The sequence below is a fragment of the Bacillus sp. ISL-51 genome, from assembly GCF_018613535.1.
Classification (GTDB): Bacteria; Bacillota; Bacilli; order Bacillales; family Bacillaceae; genus Bacillus.
Genome location: NZ_JAGGQB010000007.1, coordinates 24,376 through 44,643, shown reverse-complemented (window position 1 = coordinate 44,643; position 20,268 = coordinate 24,376). Strand labels below are relative to the sequence as shown.

General features: G+C 47.0%; 20 protein-coding genes, 1 pseudogene and 1 other annotated feature (1 of these 22 only partly in view). Of the genes and pseudogenes, 16 read left to right on the top strand and 5 right to left on the bottom strand.

The window, feature by feature from the left end:
- Positions 1–99, top strand: a binding site (T-box leader); it begins 149 nt to the left of the window's first position.
- Between the two features lie 90 nt (positions 100–189).
- On the top strand, positions 190–351 hold the full coding sequence (locus J7E26_RS11830) for a tryptophan RNA-binding attenuation protein (RefSeq protein WP_214804154.1): 162 nt from the start codon (positions 190–192) through the stop codon (positions 349–351).
- A gap of 188 nt (positions 352–539) precedes the next feature.
- Here J7E26_RS11830 and J7E26_RS11825 read toward each other — a convergent pair whose 3' ends face one another.
- Positions 540–923, bottom strand: coding sequence for a DUF2512 family protein (locus J7E26_RS11825; protein ID WP_214804153.1), 384 nt, complete (start codon positions 921–923; stop codon positions 540–542).
- A 162-nt stretch (positions 924–1,085) separates the two neighbouring features.
- Here J7E26_RS11825 and J7E26_RS11820 point away from each other — a divergent pair, with 162 nt between their 5' ends.
- The 4 genes from J7E26_RS11820 to tatC all read left to right on the top strand — a co-directional run bounded on the left by J7E26_RS11820 (position 1,086) and on the right by tatC (position 4,527).
- A complete protein-coding gene (locus J7E26_RS11820) occupies positions 1,086–1,514 on the top strand; it encodes a cell wall hydrolase (protein ID WP_214804152.1) in 429 nt (142 codons plus the stop codon).
- Positions 1,515–1,776: 262 nt separating this feature from the next.
- Positions 1,777–3,528 carry an alkaline phosphatase D family protein gene (locus tag J7E26_RS11815; RefSeq protein WP_214813346.1) on the top strand — a complete coding sequence of 584 codons (1,752 nt, stop codon included), beginning with the start codon at positions 1,777–1,779 and terminating at the stop codon, positions 3,526–3,528.
- 12 nt (positions 3,529–3,540) lie between these two features.
- Positions 3,541–3,738, top strand: a complete 198-nt coding sequence (locus J7E26_RS11810; RefSeq protein WP_014469689.1) for a twin-arginine translocase TatA/TatE family subunit — start codon at positions 3,541–3,543, stop codon at positions 3,736–3,738.
- 63 nt (positions 3,739–3,801) lie between these two features.
- Positions 3,802–4,527, top strand: coding sequence for a twin-arginine translocase subunit TatC (tatC, locus tag J7E26_RS11805; protein WP_214804150.1), 726 nt, complete (start codon positions 3,802–3,804; stop codon positions 4,525–4,527).
- Here tatC and pcp read toward each other — a convergent pair.
- Entirely contained in the window at positions 4,524–5,171 is a 648-nt protein-coding gene (gene pcp / locus J7E26_RS11800; RefSeq protein WP_214804149.1) for a pyroglutamyl-peptidase I, read from the bottom strand. The two genes, tatC and pcp, sit on opposite strands and share 4 nt — an antisense overlap.
- Before the next feature lie 69 nt (positions 5,172–5,240).
- Between pcp and J7E26_RS11795 the strand changes: the two genes are divergently transcribed.
- A complete protein-coding gene (locus tag J7E26_RS11795) occupies positions 5,241–6,371 on the top strand; it encodes an aminotransferase class V-fold PLP-dependent enzyme (protein WP_214804148.1) in 1,131 nt (376 codons plus the stop codon).
- A gap of 34 nt (positions 6,372–6,405) precedes the next feature.
- Here J7E26_RS11795 and lmr(B) read toward each other — a convergent pair whose 3' ends face one another.
- Both lmr(B) and lmrA read right to left on the bottom strand, forming a co-directional pair.
- Positions 6,406–7,845, bottom strand: coding sequence for a lincomycin efflux MFS transporter Lmr(B) (gene lmr(B), locus J7E26_RS11790; protein WP_214804147.1), 1,440 nt, complete (start codon positions 7,843–7,845; stop codon positions 6,406–6,408).
- A 38-nt stretch (positions 7,846–7,883) separates the two neighbouring features.
- The gene (gene lmrA / locus J7E26_RS11785) at positions 7,884–8,450 is read right to left on the bottom strand and encodes a transcriptional regulator LmrA (protein ID WP_214804146.1); all 567 of its coding nucleotides are present in this window, start codon (positions 8,448–8,450) and stop codon (positions 7,884–7,886) included.
- Between the two features lie 206 nt (positions 8,451–8,656).
- On the opposite strand from lmrA, the pseudogene J7E26_RS11780 reads away from it, so the two are divergent.
- The 7 genes and pseudogenes from J7E26_RS11780 to J7E26_RS11750 form a co-directional block, all read left to right on the top strand.
- Positions 8,657–9,100: pseudogene (locus tag J7E26_RS11780) on the top strand (L-asparaginase family protein); the annotation flags it as partial.
- Between the two features lie 194 nt (positions 9,101–9,294).
- On the top strand, positions 9,295–9,939 hold the full coding sequence (gene estA / locus J7E26_RS11775) for a lipase EstA (RefSeq protein WP_214813344.1): 645 nt from the start codon (positions 9,295–9,297) through the stop codon (positions 9,937–9,939).
- Between the two features lie 426 nt (positions 9,940–10,365).
- Positions 10,366–11,010, top strand: coding sequence for an esterase/lipase family protein (locus J7E26_RS11770; RefSeq protein WP_214813342.1), 645 nt, complete (start codon positions 10,366–10,368; stop codon positions 11,008–11,010).
- Positions 11,011–11,170: 160 nt separating this feature from the next.
- A complete protein-coding gene (locus tag J7E26_RS11765; protein WP_214813341.1) occupies positions 11,171–12,229 on the top strand; it encodes a helix-turn-helix domain-containing protein in 1,059 nt (352 codons plus the stop codon).
- A gap of 145 nt (positions 12,230–12,374) precedes the next feature.
- On the top strand, positions 12,375–13,307 hold the full coding sequence (locus tag J7E26_RS11760) for an aldo/keto reductase (RefSeq protein ID WP_214813340.1): 933 nt from the start codon (positions 12,375–12,377) through the stop codon (positions 13,305–13,307).
- Positions 13,308–13,378: 71 nt separating this feature from the next.
- A complete protein-coding gene (locus J7E26_RS11755) occupies positions 13,379–14,767 on the top strand; it encodes a YcdB/YcdC domain-containing protein (RefSeq protein WP_214813338.1) in 1,389 nt (462 codons plus the stop codon).
- Between the two features lie 197 nt (positions 14,768–14,964).
- Positions 14,965–16,323, top strand: a complete 1,359-nt coding sequence (locus tag J7E26_RS11750) for a YcdB/YcdC domain-containing protein (RefSeq protein ID WP_214813337.1) — start codon at positions 14,965–14,967, stop codon at positions 16,321–16,323.
- Here J7E26_RS11750 and J7E26_RS11745 read toward each other — a convergent pair.
- Positions 16,320–16,823, bottom strand: coding sequence for a M15 family metallopeptidase (locus J7E26_RS11745; protein WP_214804139.1), 504 nt, complete (start codon positions 16,821–16,823; stop codon positions 16,320–16,322). The genes J7E26_RS11750 and J7E26_RS11745 overlap by 4 nt on opposite strands.
- 108 nt (positions 16,824–16,931) lie before the next feature.
- On the opposite strand from J7E26_RS11745, the gene J7E26_RS11740 reads away from it, so the two are divergent.
- The 3 genes from J7E26_RS11740 (at position 16,932) to J7E26_RS11730 (ending at position 20,218) form a co-directional block, all read left to right on the top strand.
- Positions 16,932–18,053 (top strand): response regulator aspartate phosphatase, encoded by a 1,122-nt coding sequence (locus J7E26_RS11740; protein ID WP_214813336.1) that lies wholly within the window; start codon positions 16,932–16,934, stop codon positions 18,051–18,053.
- 115 nt (positions 18,054–18,168) lie between these two features.
- Entirely contained in the window at positions 18,169–18,948 is a 780-nt protein-coding gene (locus J7E26_RS11735; protein WP_214813335.1) for a glucose 1-dehydrogenase, read from the top strand.
- Positions 18,949–19,267: 319 nt separating this feature from the next.
- Positions 19,268–20,218 (top strand): metal ABC transporter substrate-binding protein, encoded by a 951-nt coding sequence (locus tag J7E26_RS11730; protein WP_214813333.1) that lies wholly within the window; start codon positions 19,268–19,270, stop codon positions 20,216–20,218.
- The last annotated feature ends 50 nt before the right edge of the window (positions 20,219–20,268 follow it).

Genomic DNA, 20,268 nt, shown 5'->3' with positions numbered 1-20,268 from the left:
ATCAAGAAAGGAGTATCGAAACGGATGTTTCTGTACTTTTTGAGAGAATGGCTTTTCAGCCGTTAATAAAGGTGGCACCGCGAGAACCTCGTCCTTTGATGGACGGGGTTTTTTTGTATGGCGTAAAGGAGGTGATGGCCATGGAATCTGATTGGAGCAGGACAAATAAACAAAAAAGGAGGGATTCTCATGGTGATCGCTACAGACGATCTCGAAGTAACATGTCCGCATTGTGAAGGGACGGGTGCGGAAGAGGAAGGAACACCCTGCCCGAAATGCAGCGCAAAGGGCGTTATCTTGACGGCGCAAGGCAACACACTGCTTCATTTTATAAGAAAGCATTTGAACTGAAAAAATATATGAGATAAAAACACATGTTTTTGATTACGAGTAATGTAACAAAAACGTGTGTTTTTTAGGCTGGTGAGATGATGCAGAAAAAACTTGCGATAATCGGCATTGCCTCCGCTTTTTGGGCGGTTCGTAAAGCTGACCGGCAGGATGCCGTATAAAAAAGGCCGTCATCCGGCCTTTTTGCGCTATTCAGACCGGGGCTCTAAAAAACGGGAGCTGCCCAAGTCTTTTCTCATGATATAGAAATGGAAAAAATATTCCGCAACAGCAATAATAATGGCAGAAATAAGAGCCGCAAATGCAAGCTTTCCTCCGGAGATGCCCATTGACAGAGGCATTCCCACCAGCCACACGACGAGAAACGCGAGTCCGAAATCAGCTAACGACGCCGTAATGTTGTTCCATCTCGGCAATACGTAAAGATCCCCCGTCAAGTAAGAAACGGCCCCTAACACAATGGTCATCAGCAGCGCGTCGCCGAATGTAAAGTTAAAGCCTAAGCCGAGTACCAGATACAGAATAATGATGGTCATAATGCCTTTAATGGCAAGTGCTTTAATATGCGCCATACGTATTCCTCCTTTTGGAAATCATGTTAGTATGTTTCCTCATATTGAGAAATATAAACCTTTTTATTAAAACAAACGTTTAAATAAGTTTTCTGCCTGCCGGCTGTCATCACTGGGCCGCCGCTGAATATGATGAAGGGAGAAAAGACGGGAGGTGTCATGATGGCAGTCGTAAAAGCGTCGAGCGCCGATGTGGATTTGATGGCAAGGCTGCTCAGGGCGGAAGCAGAAGGCGAAGGACAGCAGGGAATGCTTCTGGTCGGCAATGTGGGAGTCAATCGGCTGAGGGCGAATTGCTCTGATTTTAAAGGCCTCCGCACCATCAGACAGATGGTGTATCAGCCGCACGCGTTTGAAGCGGTGACTCACGGATACTTTTACCAAAGGCCGCGTGAATCCGAACGGAGGCTCGCACGGCGGAATATTAACGGAGAACGGTTTTGGCCGGCAAAATTCAGCCTGTGGTATTTTAAACCGCCGGGAAACTGCCCGCCGACTTGGTATAATCAGCCGTTTGTGGCCAGATACAAGTCCCATTGTTTCTATCAGCCGACAGGCGAAACGTGCGAAAACGTGTACAACACATTTTGAGGCCGGACACACCGTTCATCTATTGAACGGTGTTTTTTTAAAATCATGTGAAGAAAAATAGGAACAAAGTGCGCTTGACGGATGCAGCGCCGTAAAGAAACAGACGGGTTTTTTTACGCCGCCGCCATCGTTTGTCGAAACAATGTGAAAAATGTCTCCCTTCGTTTGATTTCATGCTTACAAACCCTTCACAGTTCTTCATAGCGGTTTAACATTTCTTTTCTATAATGAGGGCGATCAATGAGAAGAAAGGGGAACTGACATGACACATGACGGCCGTTTAGATGAATGGATCAAGGAGTTAGAGGAGAAAAGCTTTCAGAACAATACGTTTGACCGCCGTAAATTTATTCAAGGAGCCGGGAAAATCGCCGGTCTCTCTCTCGGATTAGCGATCGCACAATCGTTCAGCGCATTTGAAGTAAATGCCGCTCCAAAGTTTTCAAGTTATCCGTTTACACTCGGCGTGGCGTCCGGCGATCCGCTGTCTGACAGCGTTGTGCTCTGGACGCGGCTCGCTCCTGACCCGCTAAACGGAGGCGGCATGCCGAAACAGGCCATGCCTGTAAAATGGGAGATTGCAAGCGACGAACACTTCCGGCACATCGTCAATCGCGGGACAGAAATGGCCAAGCCAAACCTCGGACATTCCGTCCATGTCGAGGCGGATGGGCTGAAGCCTAATAAAGTGTACTATTACCGCTTTAAAAGCGGACACGAGCTCAGTCCTGTCGGCCGGACAAAAACATTGCCGGCGCCCGGTGATAAAGTATCGAGCATGACGTTTGCGTTTGCCTCATGCCAGCAGTATGAACACGGCTATTATACGGCGTATAAGCACATGGCGAAGGAAAAGCTTGATCTCGTATTCCATCTTGGCGATTACATTTATGAATACGGTCCTAATGAATATGTGTCAAAAACGGGAAATGTCAGGACACACAGCAGCGCTGAGGTGTATACGCTTGATGATTATCGCAACCGCCACGCCCAATACCGTTCAGACGCCAATTTAAAATCGGCACATGCCGCGTTTCCGTGGGTCGTTACGTGGGACGACCACGAGGTGGAGAACAATTACGCCAATGTCATCCCCGAGAAAGGCCAATCGGTTGAAGCGTTTGTGCTCAGGCGCGCGGCTGCCTATCAGGCTTATTATGAGCATATGCCGCTCAGGCGCATGTCACTGCCGAATGGCCCTGATATGAGGCTGTACCGCCAATTTTCATACGGCGATTTAGCCTCGTTCAATGTGCTTGATACAAGACAATACAGAGACGATCAGGCGAATGGCGACGGAAATAAGCCGCCTTCTGATGAATGGAGAGATCCGAAACGCACATTGATGGGGACAGAGCAGGAGCAATGGCTCTTCGGAAATTTGGCGGCCTCCAAGGCGAAGTGGAATGTGCTGGCGCAGCAAATCTTTTTCGCGCAATGGAATTTCGGGACGACCGCGAGCCCGATTTTCAGCATGGATTCTTGGGACGGCTATCCAGCTCAAAGGGAGCGGGTCATCAATTTTATAAAAAGTAAAAACCTAAACAATGTCATCGTGCTGACGGGTGATGTCCATGCGAGCTGGGCGTCAAATCTGCACACGGATTTTAATCAGACCAATTCGAAGATTTTCGGAGCGGAATTCGTCGGCACTTCCATCACATCGGGGGGAAACGGTGCGGATAAAAGAGCCGATACGGATCAAATTTTAAAACAAAATCCTCATATTAAATTTTTCAATGACTATCGCGGTTATGTCCGCTGTACGGTGACGCCTGCACAATGGAAGGCGGACTACAGAGTGGTGCCGTACGTGACTGAGCCGGGGGCCGAGGTGTCGACGCGGGCATCGTTCATTTATCAAAAAGACCAGACCGGGATTCGGAAGGTTTCGGCAGCAGCGGTTGCAGGCGGCTTGAAGCAATCGGATGAGGTAGAGGAGGATCGCTTCTTTGCCCATAACAATGCCCATGAAAAGCAAATGAGGAAGAAACGGGCCAAAATCTCACAATAAGGAGGGACACTCATGTTTTCAAACATAGGAATTCCCGGGTTAATCTTAATTTTTGTCATCGCCCTAATCATTTTCGGGCCGTCGAAGCTTCCGGAAATCGGCCGTGCCGCCGGCCGCACACTGCTTGAATTCAAAAGCGCCGCAAAGACACTGGTTTCAAATGAAGAGCCGGACAAGCAGGCGGCTGAAAAAGACAAAACGGCAGGGTGAATCCTGATGGGGCAGACGGATCCGCTTCTGCCCCTTTCTTCATATACAAGGAGGATGTACGGATTGGATAAAAAAGAAACCCACTTGATCGGGCATTTAGAGGAAATCCGGCAGCGCCTCATAAAAACGCTGCTCGCCTTTCTCGTGTTTTTAATCGGCGCGTTTTGGTTTGTGCAGGATATTTATGACTGGCTGATTAAGGATTTGAACGGAAAACTGGCTGTATTAGGCCCTAGTGAAATCCTATGGGTGTACATGATGATTGCCGGAATATGCGCCATTACGGCGACGATTCCGGTTGCGGCTTTTCAGCTCTGGCGATTTACGGCGCCGGCCTTGACCGCATTTGAACGCCGTGCCGCTTTATTGTACATTCCGGGCTTATCCGTTTTGTTTATCATCGGAATCTCCTTCGGATATTTTGTGTTATTTCCGATCGTGCTCGGCTTTTTGACACAATTATCGGCCGGCCATTTTGACATGGTGTTTACGGCGGACAAGTATTTTACCTTTATGCTTAACCTTACATTGCCGTTTGGACTTTTATTTGAAATGCCCTTGGCTGTCATGTTTTTGACGCGGCTCGGCATCGTGAATCCCGTCCGTCTGGCAAAGGCGAGGAAGCTTTCGTATTTTCTGCTGATTGTCGTGTCGGTGCTGATCACGCCGCCTGATTTTATGTCTGACTTTCTCGTCATGATTCCGTTGTTGGTGCTGTATGAAATCAGTGTAACGCTTTCACGGATCGTATATAGAAAGAAATGGGCGGAGGCGCCGTCAGCGGCTTAGTGAAGCTCGCCTCCGCCAGTATGAATGTCATCCTCATGCGCTGCGGCCGTCACCGCAGCGATTTTGAGCGCTTTCACCATGAGGTTCAGGCTGAGGCTCGGTGCTGCTTTCTCCAGTGTTTGCTCGGGGATGTACGGGATGTGAATAAACCCGCCCCGAATGTGCGCCGTCAGACGGCTGAGCTCATCCATCAGTCCGTAGAAGAGGTGATTGCATACAAAAGTTCCCGCCGTGTAGGAAACTGCTGCGGGAATGCCTTCTTTCTTTATTTCCTCAACGATCCGTTTAATCGGAAGTCCGGTCCAATAAGCTGCGGGGCCGTCAGGTGAAATCGGTTCATCAATGGGCTGATTTCCTTCGTTGTCCGGTATGCGTGCCTCATTCAAATTAATTGCTGCCCGTTCCGGCGTGATCTGCATTCTGCCGCCTGCCTGTCCGACGCAAATGACGATGTCAGGCTGATGCTTTTTGATGGCTTGGCGCAGAACTGTGAGTGACTTGCCAAAAACGGTCGGCACCTGCTCGGATACCATGGTGACAGAGCCTTCAGTGCAGCCGTTAAGCTGTTTGACCGCTTCCCAGGAAGGGTTCACCGATTCTCCGCCAAATGGGTCAAAGCCTGTGAACAATACTCTTTTTTCCATAACAAACCCTCCTTTCTCTTTTACATACTCTATAATTGACATATATTCCTGCCGGAGGAGGAACATCCCTTGGACTCTTTACTAAAGCAATACCGCAATTTATTCCCGGCGCTTCGAACACATACGATGCTCGCGAGCTGTTCTCAAAGCGCTGTGGCTGCACCGGTTTCGAAAGCGATCGCTGACTATCAAGAAAGCCTTTTACAGCAAGGCGGGAACTGGGAGGAAGCCATCGAAAGGACGGAGAAAGCCAGAAATGGGTTTGCAAGGCTGATCGGCGCTGACCCTGAGGAAATTGCCGTTTTGCCTTCAGTAACGGATGCCGCGGTCTCCGTCGCCTCTGCTTTATCCGATTGTAAAAAGAAAGAAGTTGTGTATACAGACTTGGACTTCCCGGCGATTGCCCACGTCTGGAAGGCGCAAGCTGATGTTACGCTTTCAGTTATCCCGTCCCGTGAAGGGATGATCCCATTAGAGCGATACGAAACGTTTATCACTGATCAGACGCTGGTCACTTGTGTGCCTCATGTTTCCTATACGAACGGTTTTATTCAGGATGTGAAACAAATTGCCGCGATAGCCGCAAAGAAGGGGTCGCTCCTTTTTGTGGATGCTTATCAATCGGCTGGGCATGTCCCGATTGATGTGAAGGAATGGGGCATTGATATGTTAGCCGCAGGCGCGAGAAAGTATATGCTCGGTATACCGGGAACGGCATTTCTTTACGCCAGAAAGGAGCTGGCAGAGCAGCTGAAGCCGAAAGCATCGGGATGGTTCGGACAGCAAAAGGACGCAGCGTTTGATCTGACCCGTTTTTCTTATGCAGACGGAGCGAAACGCTTTGAGACCGGTACCCCGGCGTTTATCAGCGTGTATGCGGCGCAGGCGGCTTTGTCTCTTCTTAACGGCATTGGCACAGCCCGTATCCATAAAGAAGTAAAAGAACTGAGCGCGTTTGCATATGAATACGCGTCGGAAAAGGGGCTGAACCTCCCGTGCCCGCCATCATGCGAAGACAGGCCGGGCATGATTTCGATTTATGACGAAAGAGCGTCCGAAACTGCGGCGCTCCTGAAACAGCAAAGCATTATATGCTCACCCCGGCATCATGTCATTCGTCTCGCGCCTCATTTTTATAATACAAAGGATGAATTGGCATATGCGATAGATCAACTGGCTATTGCAAAACACCGTATATAAAAAAACAGCAGACTCAAAGGGAGCCTGCTGTTTTTTATGAATGATCAACTTTGACGCGTTTCATAAAGAAGGCGCAGATCAGACCGATAATGGCCACAATCATTGCGAAGATAAAGGCGTGCTGGACGCCCGCAGTCAGCGCGTGCGGAAAGACGGCGGGGTCAGCGGGATTTTTGACGGTGCTCATATAATTCTTTTGTCCGGCTGCCATGATGCTCACAGCCACCGCAGTGCCGATCGCTCCTGCCATCTGCTGGAGCGTATTCATAATGGCTGTGCCGTCCGGATAAAATTCCGGCGGAAGCTGGTTTAAGCCATTCGTTTGCGCCGGCATCATAATCATGGAAATCCCGATCATCAGAAAAGTATGAAGCACGATGATCAAAACAGCCGTTGAAGCAACGGAGATGTTTGAGAAAAACCAAAGCACAGCCGCAACAATGATAAACCCCGGAATGACAAGCCATTTCGGACCGTATTTATCAAACAGCCGCCCGGTAACCGGGGACATAAAGCCGTTTAAAATTCCGCCCGGCAGAAGAATAAGTCCTGACGTAAAGGCCGTCAGCATCAAGCCGCTTTGTAAATACATAGGCAATAGAAGCATCGTTGATAAGATGACCATCATGCAGATAAAAACAATCACGACGCCGAGAATAAACATCGGGTAACGGAATGCGCGAAGGTTCATCATCGGCTGCTTCATTTTCAGCTGGCGGATAGAAAACAAGATCAGCGCCACAACACCGACAGTGAGTGATCCGACAACCGTCGGGCTCGACCATCCGCCTGATCCTTCTCCCGCGTTGCTGAATCCGAAGACAATACCGCCGAAGCCGATCGTAGACAGAATAATAGAAAGCACGTCGATTTTCGGTTTTGTAATGTCTGACACGTTTTGCATGTAGGCGATGCCGAATAAAAGAGCCAATACGAGAAACGGCAGAGAAATCCAGAAAATCCAATGCCAGTTCAAATGCTCTAAAACAAGTCCTGAGAAAGTCGGCCCGATGGCAGGGGCGAACATGATCACAAGCCCGATCGTTCCCATTGCCGCTCCGCGTTTATGCGGCGGGAAGATGACCAGGATGGTATTAAACATAAGAGGCAATAACAGCCCCGTTCCTAAAGCCTGAACGATTCTCGCCGCTAAAAGAAACGGAAAGCTCGGTGCAAGCGCGGCAATGAAAGTGCCGATAATGGAAAAAGCGAGTGAGACGATGAAAAGCTGTCTTGTCGTAAACCATTGCAGCAGCAGCCCCGAAACAGGGACAAGAATGCCCAGAACGAGCAAATAGCCCGTCGTTAACCATTGGACGGTAGAAGGAGTAATATGTAATTCCTTCATGAGATCAGTTAACGCGATATTCAGCGCCGTTTCACTGAACATACCGATAAATCCTGCTGTCAGCAAAGAAATCATGATCGGCATCACTTTGTATTGTTTGGAAGTTTGAGCGGTTTCCAATATCATTCTCCTCTCTAGTTACGGAAAGATGTCTCTCGTATTTTTTATGTCTTCAGCAGTTTAGGGATTTGTTTTGAAATATGGATGATCGGCATGCTGTCTTTTTTAGCCAATGACAAAATGATGCCGCCTTCGATCATGGCATTAAGGACGGTGCTGATTTCCGCGGCCTTCTCTTCGGAGAAACCGGCTGATCTTAATTTGCCGGCAAACAAGGTTTCCCATTCCTGATAAGCATTCTGGCAGGCTTTTTGCAGATTTTCACTTGTTAACGAAGTCTCGGCCGCAAGTAAACCGACAGGAAACCCTTCAAAGTTTTCCGGACATGTAAATTGGCTTGACAAATCCTTTAAAAATAATTGAATGCTTTTTACCGGATCAGGATGGGCATCAAGGCTTTCTTTTATTTTCGAGCGGATATAACCGCTCATTTCATTCACGGCCTCAATCGCAAGCTGCTCTTTTCCGCCCGGAAAATGATAATAAAGAGAACCTTTCGGCGCGCCGCTTTCTTTAATAATCTGATTCAGTCCCGTCCCGTAATACCCTTGCAGCTGAAACAGCCTAGTTGCTGCGGCAAGTATTTTTTCTCGAGAATCTCCATAACTCATAACGTTCCCACCTTACTGATAAATGACAAGCTGAAAAATATAGTGACTGGTCTATTATCTTGACTTGAGGGCGAGGTGTCAAGGATTTTTATCCGGATAATTTGTACGGAAGATTGCCTGCCGCGCCTTTTGACGAAGTATGAAAAATCATTCATTAATAAATACTAACCCCATGATAAAAGGAGAGAGAATAATGAAAAAACGAGGGGGATGTCGGAACGATCGCCGATGACGTGTATTTTAACAATATCATCACCCGAAAGCATACGAAGAATACCGATTTTAATATAGATAAATTGGAAAAACTGCCTCAGGTTGATATTATTTACGGCTATCAAAATGACGGAGGCTATCTCTTCGATGCCGCCGCAAAAGCGGGGGCGAAAGGCATTGTGTTTGCGGGGGCGGGGAACGGGTCTATGTCTGACACGGCCAAAAAAGGAGCTGTAAAGGCAGTCAAAAACGGACTGGCGGTCGTCCGGTCAACAAGGACGGGGACTGGCGCCGTTACACCCAACCGTGAGTTTGAAAAAGACCATTTGCTCGCTTCAAATTCTCTTAACCCTCAAAAAGCACGTATTCTGCTGATGCTCGCACTGACAAAAACAGAAAATCCCGAACGCATTCAAACCTATTTTAATGAGTATTAAAAGAAGAGGGCCGAATGCCCTCATTTTTTCCATTTGCCGTATTAAAGCATCAGTGCGTGATAATGAAAGATGCATTTTCCTTATTTTTCAGTCTCTTAATTTTTATCGAAAACAGTAAAAAACGCACTATTTTCTCCTTTTTCCCTCCAATAGAATGAATATTGTGAATTTATTACAATTCAGGAGGGAAAATCATGAAACATGTAAAAAGTAAACTTCTCGCTTTCATCACAATTTGTATGCTGTCTGTCGTCTCCGTATTTGCCGTGCAGCCAACCGTCTCGAAAGCCTCCTCTGAACACAACCCTGTGGTAATGGTCCATGGAATCGGCGGTGCGTCCTTTAACTTCGCGGGAATAAAAACGTATTTAGTATCTCAGGGCTGGTCAAGCAAACAGCTGTACGCCATTGATTTCCTGGACAAGACAGGGAACAATAAAAATAATGCGCCAAGGCTGTCAGCATACGTAAAAAAAGTGCTCAGTGAAACGGGAGCGGGCAAAGTCGATATTGTCGCGCACAGCATGGGCGGCGCAAATACGCTTTATTATATTAAAAACCTGGACGGCGGAGACAAAATCGCTAACGTCGTGACGCTTGGCGGAGCGAACGGCCTGGTTACAAACAGAGCGCTGCCGGGCACCGATCCGAACCAAAAGATTTTATACACTTCCATTTACAGCTCAGCTGACTTGATTGTCATGAATCCGCTGTCCAGATTAATCGGAGCCAAAAACGTGCAAATTCATGGTGTCGGCCACATCGGACTTTTGATGAACAGCCAAGTAAACAGGCTGATTAAAGAAGGGCTTAACGGCGGCGGAGAAAATACGAATTAATAGAGTCAGAACCTCGGAGAATCAATATCTTCGAGGTTCTTTTTTGTCTTCTCCGGCAGATAGATTAAACGCGGGCGTCACGAATAGATCTTGAAAATGGGTTCCGATGACATATGTTGCGTAATTTAAGGTTCTTTAAGTAAGTGCCGGTATCGAATTTCATAAGCGCAGAAAAAAAGCAGGTGTATACGGAAAGTAAAAAGAGGATTATGTATTCAGCGAAAAGCACACGAAAGTTTAGTTAGTTTCTATTTTTAAGTAGATAGGAATGGGGCTTTACCCCGTAAAGCCTAAGGGGGAAGGTCTGAATGCCCCTTTTTCACCGACAACATTTATTGATGAAAAGAGGAATAAAAACACTGTTTATACATTATTTTCTACCCTATGATAAAGATTGATCATTAATTACAGAAGAGGAGGAACATGATGAAAACAGTGAAAAATAAATGTCTGGCGGTATTGATGATCTGCATGCTGAGTATCGTATCCGTATTTGCGCCGCAGCCAGCCGTCACCAAAGCCGTCTCGGGACACAACCCGGTGGTCATGGTGCACGGAATAGGCGGGGCATCTTTTAACTTCACCGGCATTAAAACCTATCTAATCTCCCAAGGATGGTCCTCCGCAGACCTGTATGCGATTGACTTTTGGGATAAAACGGGGCATAACAAAAGAAATGCGCCAAGACTATCAGCATATGTGAAAAAAGTGCTCAGTGAAACGGGAGCGGGCAAAGTCGATATTGTCGCGCACAGCATGGGCGGCGCAAACACGCTTTATTATATTAAAAACTTAGACGGCGGCGACAAGGTTGAAAACGTCGTGACGCTGGGCGGAGCGAACCGCCTGGTCACAAACAAAGTGCTGCCGGGCACAGACCCGAATCAAAAGATTTTGTACACATCCATTTACGGTTCACTTGACTTGATTGTCATCAACGGACTATCCAAATTACACGGCGCGAAAAATGTGAAAGTCCGCGGTGTCGGCCATATCGGCCTTTTGATGAGCGGCAAAGTAAACAGGCTGATTAAAGAAGGTCTCAGCGGCGGCGGAGAAAACTTGAATTGATAGAGTCAGAGCCTGAGAGAATACAAGTCTTCAAGGCTCTTTTTTGTCTTCTCCGGCAGCCGGCAGGTGGTTTCCATATTCTTTTTTCACCGTAAACCAAGCCCTCAGAAGTTATTTTTGTTAAAATAATATAGTTATATCAGAATTCGGAGGGTTTATTGTGGGAAAAGTGAAAAGAAATGCCCCTTGTCCATGCGGCAGCGGGAAGAAATATAAAAAATGCTGCGGAAGTAAAGCAGTTGATATTCCGGCAGACATCGCAGCAAAAGAAGCGAAGCAGATTCAGGAAAACTTGATGGAGTATGCCTTTACCGTACATAGAGAAAGCATATCATCGTTTATTAACAAACATGAATTCATGTCTTCTATGGACAGGCAGACAAAGGACATCAGCGTATTCAATCTCGGCATCTGGGGAATTTTCTTCCGTCAGCTTGCAGACGGCAAGACGATTTTCGAAGATTACCTTCAGAAAAAAGGCGGCAATATCAACCGCCCGAAAACGCGTGAAATCGTGGAGTCATGGAAAAGCATGACACCGGCGCTCATGCTGCTTGAGGACATCAAAGAAGGTATGATCCACTTTGAAGATGTAATGACGAAAAAACAGTTCAAGGTGGAAATGGATGCAAACCAGCAGGATCTTCCGCCTGTGGGGAGCCTGATTCTCGGCTACCCGATTCACGAAGCGGAAAAAGCGGAATTCTTTATGCAGTTCACGATCTTCCCTGTGAAGCGGACGGACGACCTGATCAGCAAAGTGAAAAAGGCGGCGGTACAAGGAAAATCGCCTGAGCGCTTTATGGAGGAAGACTTCGACACTGTTCTGGCTGCTCTTTTAGGAAATGCAAAAGAGCCGAAGCCAAGCACTGAAGAAAACCGTACAGAGTGGGCGAATGACATGGAGAAGGAGACAGCGGATGCCATTGAAAAAGGCATGATCGGCGATGAATATCCGGCAGACCTTATTCCGGCTGTCATCGGCCTGTGGAAGTCCTTCTGTGACAAAAAAACGCCGACCATCAGAAAGCCGGAAGCCTTTGCGGCGGCGGTCGAGTATTATGTGAACAGCATTTCTCTAAGCGGGGCTTCTGTTTCACAAGCTAAGCTGGCGAAGAAATACGGCGTAAGCGCCTCAACCATCTCCAGCCGCTATAAAGAAATCGAAAGTGCTTTGCAAGACGAAGCCGATCACTTCGCGGCAGCGCTGACATCTTAATAGAGCGAAACAAAAACCTTGAAGGGCGAAAACTCTTCAAGGTTTTTTTCTGTTGGTTTGACATGCTGATTTCTTCCGCAGGCAGGATAATAAATTCCATCTATCTAATAATAAAAGGAGATGCTTTCAGGAAGGGGAATGAACAATGGAGCAGACACGTGCGTTGGGCAGGACAAATTTACAGGTGAAGCGAATCGGGTTTGGCGCGAATGCGGTCGGGGGACATAATCTGTTTCCGAATCTGAATGATGAGACGGGGAAAGATCTCGTCCGCACCGCTTTGGATGGCGGTGTGAATTTTATTGATACAGCCTTTATATACGGCTTAGGGCGTTCTGAGGAGTTAATCGGAGAGGTCGTGCAGGAACGCGGCGCCAGGGACAGGCTGGTTATTGCCTCAAAGGGTGCGCATAAAGAGGTTAACGGACAAATCGAACTGGACAACAGCCGCGAATTTCTTCGGGGAGAAGTGGAAAAAAGCCTCAAGCGGCTGAAGACGGATGTGATTGATTTGTATTATGTCCATTTCCCTGACGGCAAAACGCCGATGTCCGAGGTGGCAGGCACATTAAAAGAACTGAAGGATGAAGGGAAAATTAAAGCGATCGGCGCCTCCAACCTTGATTTTCAGCAATTGCAGGAGTTTAACGCCGACGGCTATTTAGAGGTCTTTCAATCCGAATACTCGCTGATCCACCGCGACGCGGAAAAGGAACTGCTGCCTTACTGTGAAAAGAACGGCATCTCCTTTATCCCGTATTTCCCGCTCGCGTCCGGCCTGCTGACAGGAAAGTTCACAAAAGACGCGGCATTTGACGACATCCGAAAGGATAATCCGCAATTCCAGGGAGAGACGTTTCTTCAAAATCTGGAGAAAGTCGACAAGCTGAAAGCCGTCGCCGAAGAAAAAGGAACGCAAACGGCGCATATCGCCCTTGCCTGGCTGTTATCAAGGCCGGCGGTTGACGCGATCATTCCCGGCGCCAAACGCTCTGACCAGCTGAAAAACAACCTGAACGCCCTCGACGTTCAATTAACCGAGGATGAGACGCAGTATATCAGTGACATTTTCCAGTAAAACAAAAAGAGGAAATAGCACGGGCTATTTCCTTTTAACTATTCTTTTTTCGCAGATAAGGAAGTGTTCATATGAAGAGAGAGAAATTACAACAGATGGCAGCCCGGATTGGAAACGTTCCGGCTCATTATCAGATGGACGCGGAGGATTATGATGAGGAACGTGCGCTGTTTTGGTGGAGTAATAAGGGGGATGAAGACAGCGGTATCATGGTGGAGTTAGACCCGGACGGAAAGCTGAAATACTTGTCCCGTCCAGCTCCCCAAACCGATCAGCCTCCCCTCCCCGATCGGGAAATTGAAAAACGGATGCTTGAATTTACAGAGACACATTATCCGGGGGCGGCAGCTGAATTTGAACGGGAAGAGAACAGCCCTGCATGTGATGATAAAGTGAGATATTCATATGTTCAGATGGCTGACGGTCTGCCGCTCCCGCTGACCGGGTTTTACGTCAATCTGTCTTTGACGGGGGAGGTAACCGATTTTTGTTATCAGGGGAAGGCGGATCAATTGATGAGACCCGGGCATATTGCGGACAAACAGAAGGCATTGGCTCATTTTGTGAAAGATATTGATGTTGAGCTGCTCTTCACCGTTCTGAATCATACCGTTTATGAGCAGGGGGATGACAAGCCGCATCTCGTTTATGAACCAATAATTCCGCTCCGTCCGATTTCGGCCGACTTGGATGAAGAAAAAGAAGAGTGTGATGAAATAGAACCCGAAACGCGACCTTATGTTCCGCTTTCACGCCCTGAACATGTAACCGAAAATATCAGTGTGAATGACATGATCGGGCTGCATGCCGGGTTTTATAAAGATAGAGAAACAGATCTTGGGGACGGCCGAATCGGCATCGTCTGGCGTCCTGATAAAACAGAAGAAGCCCGGGACGGTAAAAGCTTAGAGAGTCTGTTTAAGCACCGGACTGAACATGTATTAAAAACAATATATGGTAAAGAATCCGGCAGGCTTGCCGGAGTGATGTCCTTTATCCGTGAAGAAGGCGAACCGGTGCTTTCAGAAGCGGATTGTGAGAACGCTGCACTTCGGTTTCTGTTTGCGATGTTTCCGGAAGCGGATCAGTATTTCCGAATTCAATATGATGAATGGGACGATGAGCAGGAGAATGCTGGGTTTACATTCAAAGCAGAGACGGGCGGGGTTTCTTTCCGCTTCGGAGAGTCGAGAATCTGTGTCAGTAAAAAGACGGGACGCATCAGATGTTATATGCCGCCGGAAATAGACCCGGCAAAGCTTGAGCACATTGACCCGGTCCCTTCATTGACGAAGGAAGGGGCAAAGGCGGCCATTCTGGAAGCGATCAGGGTGGAACTGGCTTGGGACAGGTATAATGACGGCAGCGGTCAGAATACATACCGTCTCGTATACAAGCCGATTTACCCTCACTTTATAGAGGCTCATACAGGCAGAGCCATTACGAGTTCGATAGGCTGAAAGTCGCATCTTTGATCCTGTGGCATCATGCTGTGCGTGAAATTCGAATCAGAAACTGCCGTCCTGAGCTCGAAACTTTTCCCGCTCTGCTAAAAATAGACACATAAAAGGACCTTTCTTCCCTTTAAAAGAAGAAGGGCATTTTTATATAATAAAACACAGTTCTTTTTGTACACTCTTTTGAAAGGATGACTTCATTGCTGAAAGAACATCTGAGAAAAAAAGCGCTGGAGATCGGGAATATACCGCCGTACTATGAGCTTGAAATAGAAGATTATGACGAAAAACAAAAGACGAAAGCCTATTTTATATGGAAAGACCCTTATTATTCAGACAAAACGGTAACGATTGAACTGGGAGAGGACGGATCTTTGCTTACGTATTCACGCACGGACTGTCCGAGTTCAGACATCCAGCTGTCAGACGCGGAATTAAAGCTGACGGCTCTTCGGTTTGCGGCCGGGCACCATCCGCTTACCTTTATGAAATTCACCTTTCAGACGAGGGAAGAACGAAATGGGCGCATTCGTTTTATTTATTCAAAAAAAGTGCTTGATCGGCCGCTTCCCGATTCGGGTTTTTTCGTTGATTTGACGAACAGCGGCTTCGTCGTTCAATTTCTGTATTACGGAGAGAAGGGAGAGGCCCTTATTCCTGAGCAGTTTGTTGATCAGGAGAAAGCCGTTTCCCACTATATGAGCGAGCTTACGTTTAAGCTCGTGTATGACGTTGTTAACTTTGAAAAAACGCCCCGTCTTGTCTATGAACCGATATTGCCTGCATACAGTTATCCTGCCGGAGAGGACGATATCGTTCCGGATCAGCATCTGTGCGATGAAAGGGTCGAAAAGGCGAAACCGCTGCCGGAGCTGAAAAAAAAGCGGGAAATGAGCCTGTATGAAATGATGGGTTTTACCGCTGATATGATCCAAACGCGCGAGCGGGATCTCGGAGATGAGATCGGTACAACATGGCGGAAAGGATCAGTTCCGGAACGAAAAGATTTGAGCATTGAAAGTTATTTCGAAAGCAGCAACAAAAACACAATGAAGATGAAAACGGACAAAAAAACCGGGAAGATGACAGCCTTTAAATCTTTTATTGAGCCTCAGGGCCCGGCTTTTTATTCCGAAGAAGAGTGTGAGGCCGTCGCGCTTCAATTTTTATATGCGCTCTATCCGAGGGCAGTCGAGTTTTTTAAACTGAATCCGCTTCGGATTGACGGAAGGGGCAGGTTCCGCTTCCATTTTTCTGTATGGCATCAAGGCATTCCGCTCCGATTCGGCGCTGCGCGAATTCTCGTCAGTCCCGTGACGGGGCTTGTGGAAGCTTATATGGCGCCGGATATTGACCCGGAGCAACTAGAATCTATTAATCCGATACCGGCCGTTTCACCAGAAGAAGCAAAAGCCGCGTTCTTATCTGACTTTCACCTGCAGCTGGAATGGCAGCGCGAGTTCACGCCGGCCGGCGGACAAGGGTATAAGCTTGTCTACAGGCCCGTGTATCCTCCGTATATTGACGCACAAAAGCGGAAAAAGAAAAGGTTTTATTAGCCAGGGATCATTTGTAAATGAGGATAGTCTTTAAAGTTTCTCCAATCGCCTCCCCATTGAAAACCGAGCTTTTTGGCAATCGACACGACCTCAAGCCAATCCGGCGTGCCGTTATGGTTGCCGTCGTACGTCATATCCCATAAAAGGCTTCCATCCTTTTTTTGCAGGGCGAAGTCAATGGCAAGGCCGTAATTGTGATATGATTCCCCGCCTTTTGCGCAGGTGACGATTTTCCCTTTTTTTGAGCGTCCTTGGCGGTACAATTCGTTTTGTTCCTCAACTGATCTGAAACCCTCTGTGATGACCACGGTTATGCCTTTTTTCGCAGCGGCGGTCTGCAATATCTCCGCATTCTGCTTAACGAGCGGATGAAGAGCGGCCGGAACGTCTCTTTCTTTTAATGCAGTTTGAGGCCTCATTTCCTTCTGCACATAAGAATAACAAAGGTCTGCTGAAAAGAAGGCCATCAGGAGTACTGCTATTTTAACTGGTAATGTCATGATGAAAACTCTCTTTCTTAAGCGGTTAAAATCTGTGTTTGCTCTCTGTATTAAATTTGCTATGATAAAATATAACATAATTAGTAGCCAGAGGAAGGGGGCAGATGTATGAAATCCAAGATTCCATCTGAAGAAGTAGCAGTAAAGATGAATGAATGGTATAAACTGATCCGCGCGTTTGAAGCTGATAAAGCCGAAACATTAAAGCGGGAGATCGAATATGAACTGGAAGACATGGAAGAGAATCAGGATTTACTATTGTATTTTTCATTAATGGAATTCCGGCACCGTATCATGCTGGATAAATTAAAACCGATGAAAGAAAACGACAGCCAGCCTCCGTTCTCTGATATGCTGACTGAGATTGAGATGAACCAGCAAAAGCTCACCGGCTTATTGGAATATTATTTTTACTATTTCAGGGGAATGTATGAATTTAAGCAAAAAAACTTCATCTCAGCGATTTCTCATTATAAGCATGCTGAGGAAAAACTTGAATATGTGGAAGATGACATAGAGAAGGCCGAGTTTCTGTATAAAATTTCTGAGGTGTACTACCATATCAAGCAGACTTTTTTTTCTATGAATTATGCGGGGCAGGCGCTTGATATTTATAAGAAGTATGAATTATACGGAATGAGAAGGGTGCAGTGTAAATTTATCATTGCCGGAAATTTGATGGACGCCCAGCAGCATGAAAAAGCGCTGGAGTACCTCGAATGCGCCTTAGAGCACGCGGAGCGGCTTGATGATGATTATATGATCGCTGCGGCCCATTATAACATCGGGCACTGTATGTACAGTTTGGGTGACTTTTGCAAGGCGGCGGATTACTTTGAAAAAGCGGCCGCCGTTTTTGAAGCGCACAGCTTCCAGCAGGTCATCCAAGCTGTTTTTTCACTCACACATATTTATTTTAAAGCGGAAAAGTACAGTGAAGCTGCTGCCAGCTATGAACGGGGTATAAAAAGCGCAGCCGATTGGGGCGATGACATTTACTTGACGAAATTCTGTCTGATTAAGGAACTGTATGGCGGAGACGGCGGACAGGATTTGCTGAAAGAGCTGTTTGATAAATTGGAGTCAAAGCAGCTATTGGCTGATACAGAGGAGCTTCTTCAGGACGCGGCCCATTTCTTTCATAAACGGGAAAACTACAAAGCGGCATCTTATTTCTTCAGCAGGCTTGTGGATGTGCAAAAGAGGCTGCAAATGAACACTTATGCGTAATGGCAGGGAAGAACGCAGGGAGCTCAGGCTTTCAGCGTTCTTTTTATGATCTCATTTGTTTTCATGCAAAAAAAACCGGGTACATGGTCTGTATAAACGGCAGGGAGGAAAGACGATGTATCAGGATTTACAAGGAAAAACAGCAATTGTAACGGGTTCTTCAAAAGGCATCGGAAAAGCCATCGCCGAACGCTTCGGCAAAGAAAAGATGAATGTTGTGGTGAATTACCGCAGCGATCCAGCCGGTGCGGAGGAAGCCGCAGACGCGATTAAGAAAGCGGGAGGCCGGGCGGTCACAGTGAAAGCCGATGTATCCTCTGAGGAAGGAATTCAGGCGCTTTTTGATGCGGCATCAGAGCATTTCGGCGATGTAGACGTCATGGTGAATAACTCAGGCTTTAACGGAGCTGAAGCGATGCCTCATGAAATGAGCATAGAGGATTGGCAAAAGGTCATCGACGTCAACGTGACCGGCACCTTTCTTGGGGCAAAAGCCGCCCTCAAACATATGATGGACCGCAAGAAAAAAGGAACGGTCTTAAACATATCGAGCGTCCATCAGCAAATCCCGCGGCCTGAAAACGTGCAGTACGCAACGTCAAAAGGCGGATTGAAAATGATGACAGAAACAATGGCGCTCAATTACGCCGACAAAGGCATCCGGGTGAATGCCATTGCCCCCGGCACAATCGCCACGGAGTCAAATACGGATCTTCAAGAAGAAAAACATAAACAAGCCCAGCTGAAAAAAATTCCGATGAACGCCTTCGGAAAACCGGAGGAAGTCGCGGCCGCCGCCGCTTGGATGGCATCGGAAGAAGCGAGTTATGTCACCGGAACGACGCTTTTTGTAGATGGCGGCATGACGCTTTATCCGTCTCAGCTTGAACGATAAAAGAGAAGGGAAACCTTCTCTTTTTTGTTTGGATAAGGGTGACAAAGGAAATAGGCCTTTAAAAAACAGGGGGGAACACGTAACGGCAAATGACGGTGGAAGGACGCCGTCCCCGATTTTTTGTAACGGGGGGCGCTTCCTTTTGCTTTGCGGGGCCCAATATAAATAGATTGAATCCGCCCGGAAATTCTCCCCTTTTGAAAAAAATATCTTGCAAAACGTAATTACTTCGTTTTATTATGGTATAGGTAAGAAATGAATGCGTAAGTACAGTTCGAAAATCGTCATCATTCTGATTTGTGGAATAGGGGGATACATCATGTTTAAAAAATGGAGCGGCTTTATGATCATTGCGGCATGCTTTTTAGTTGTTGCAGCTTGCGGCAGCTCATCGTCAAAAGGTTCATCAGGGTCCTCAGATAAAAAAAGCGGCAAATTGCACGTCGTGACGACATTTTATCCAATGTACGAATTCACGAAACAAATCGTAAAGGACAAAGGCGATGTAGATATGCTTATTCCGTCTTCGGTTGAACCTCATGATTGGGAGCCGACCCCGAAGGATATCGCGAGCATTCAAAACGCCGATCTCTTTGTTTATAACAGCACGTATATGGAAACGTGGGTTCCGTCAGCGGAAAAAAGCATGGGCGCCGACCATGCGGCATTTGTAAAGGCGTCAAAAGGCATTGATTTAATAGAAGGATCGGATGAAGAGGAAGAGGGGCACGACCACAGCCGCAGCATGGACTCTCACGTATGGCTCAGCCCGGTGCTTGCGCAAAAAGAAGTCAAAAACATTACGGCGCAAATCGTCAAACAAGATCCGAAGAACAGGGCATACTATGAGAAAAATAGTGAAGAATATATTGCAAAACTGAAAGATCTTGATAAACTATACCGTACAACACTAAATAAAGCGGCGAAAAAAGAATTGATTACACAGCACGCGGCATTCGGCTACCTTGCTAAGGAATACGGTTTAAAACAGGTTGCGATTGCAGGCCTCTCTCCTGAAGAGGAACCGAGCGCAGCCAAATTAGCCGAGCTTAAAACGTTTGCGAAACAGCATGATGTGAAGATCATTTATTTTGAAGAAGTCGCCTCGCCTAAAGTTGCAAATACACTTGCCGGTGAAATTGGCGCGAAAACGGAAGTGCTCAATACACTGGAAGGTTTAAGCCAAAAAGAACGGGATAAAGGCATAGGTTACATCGACATTATGGAGAAAAACCTTGATGCATTGAAAGATTCGCTATTGGTTAAATAAACATAGTGTGCGCCGCAGGGTGCACACTATTTCTATGCGGGAAAGGAAGG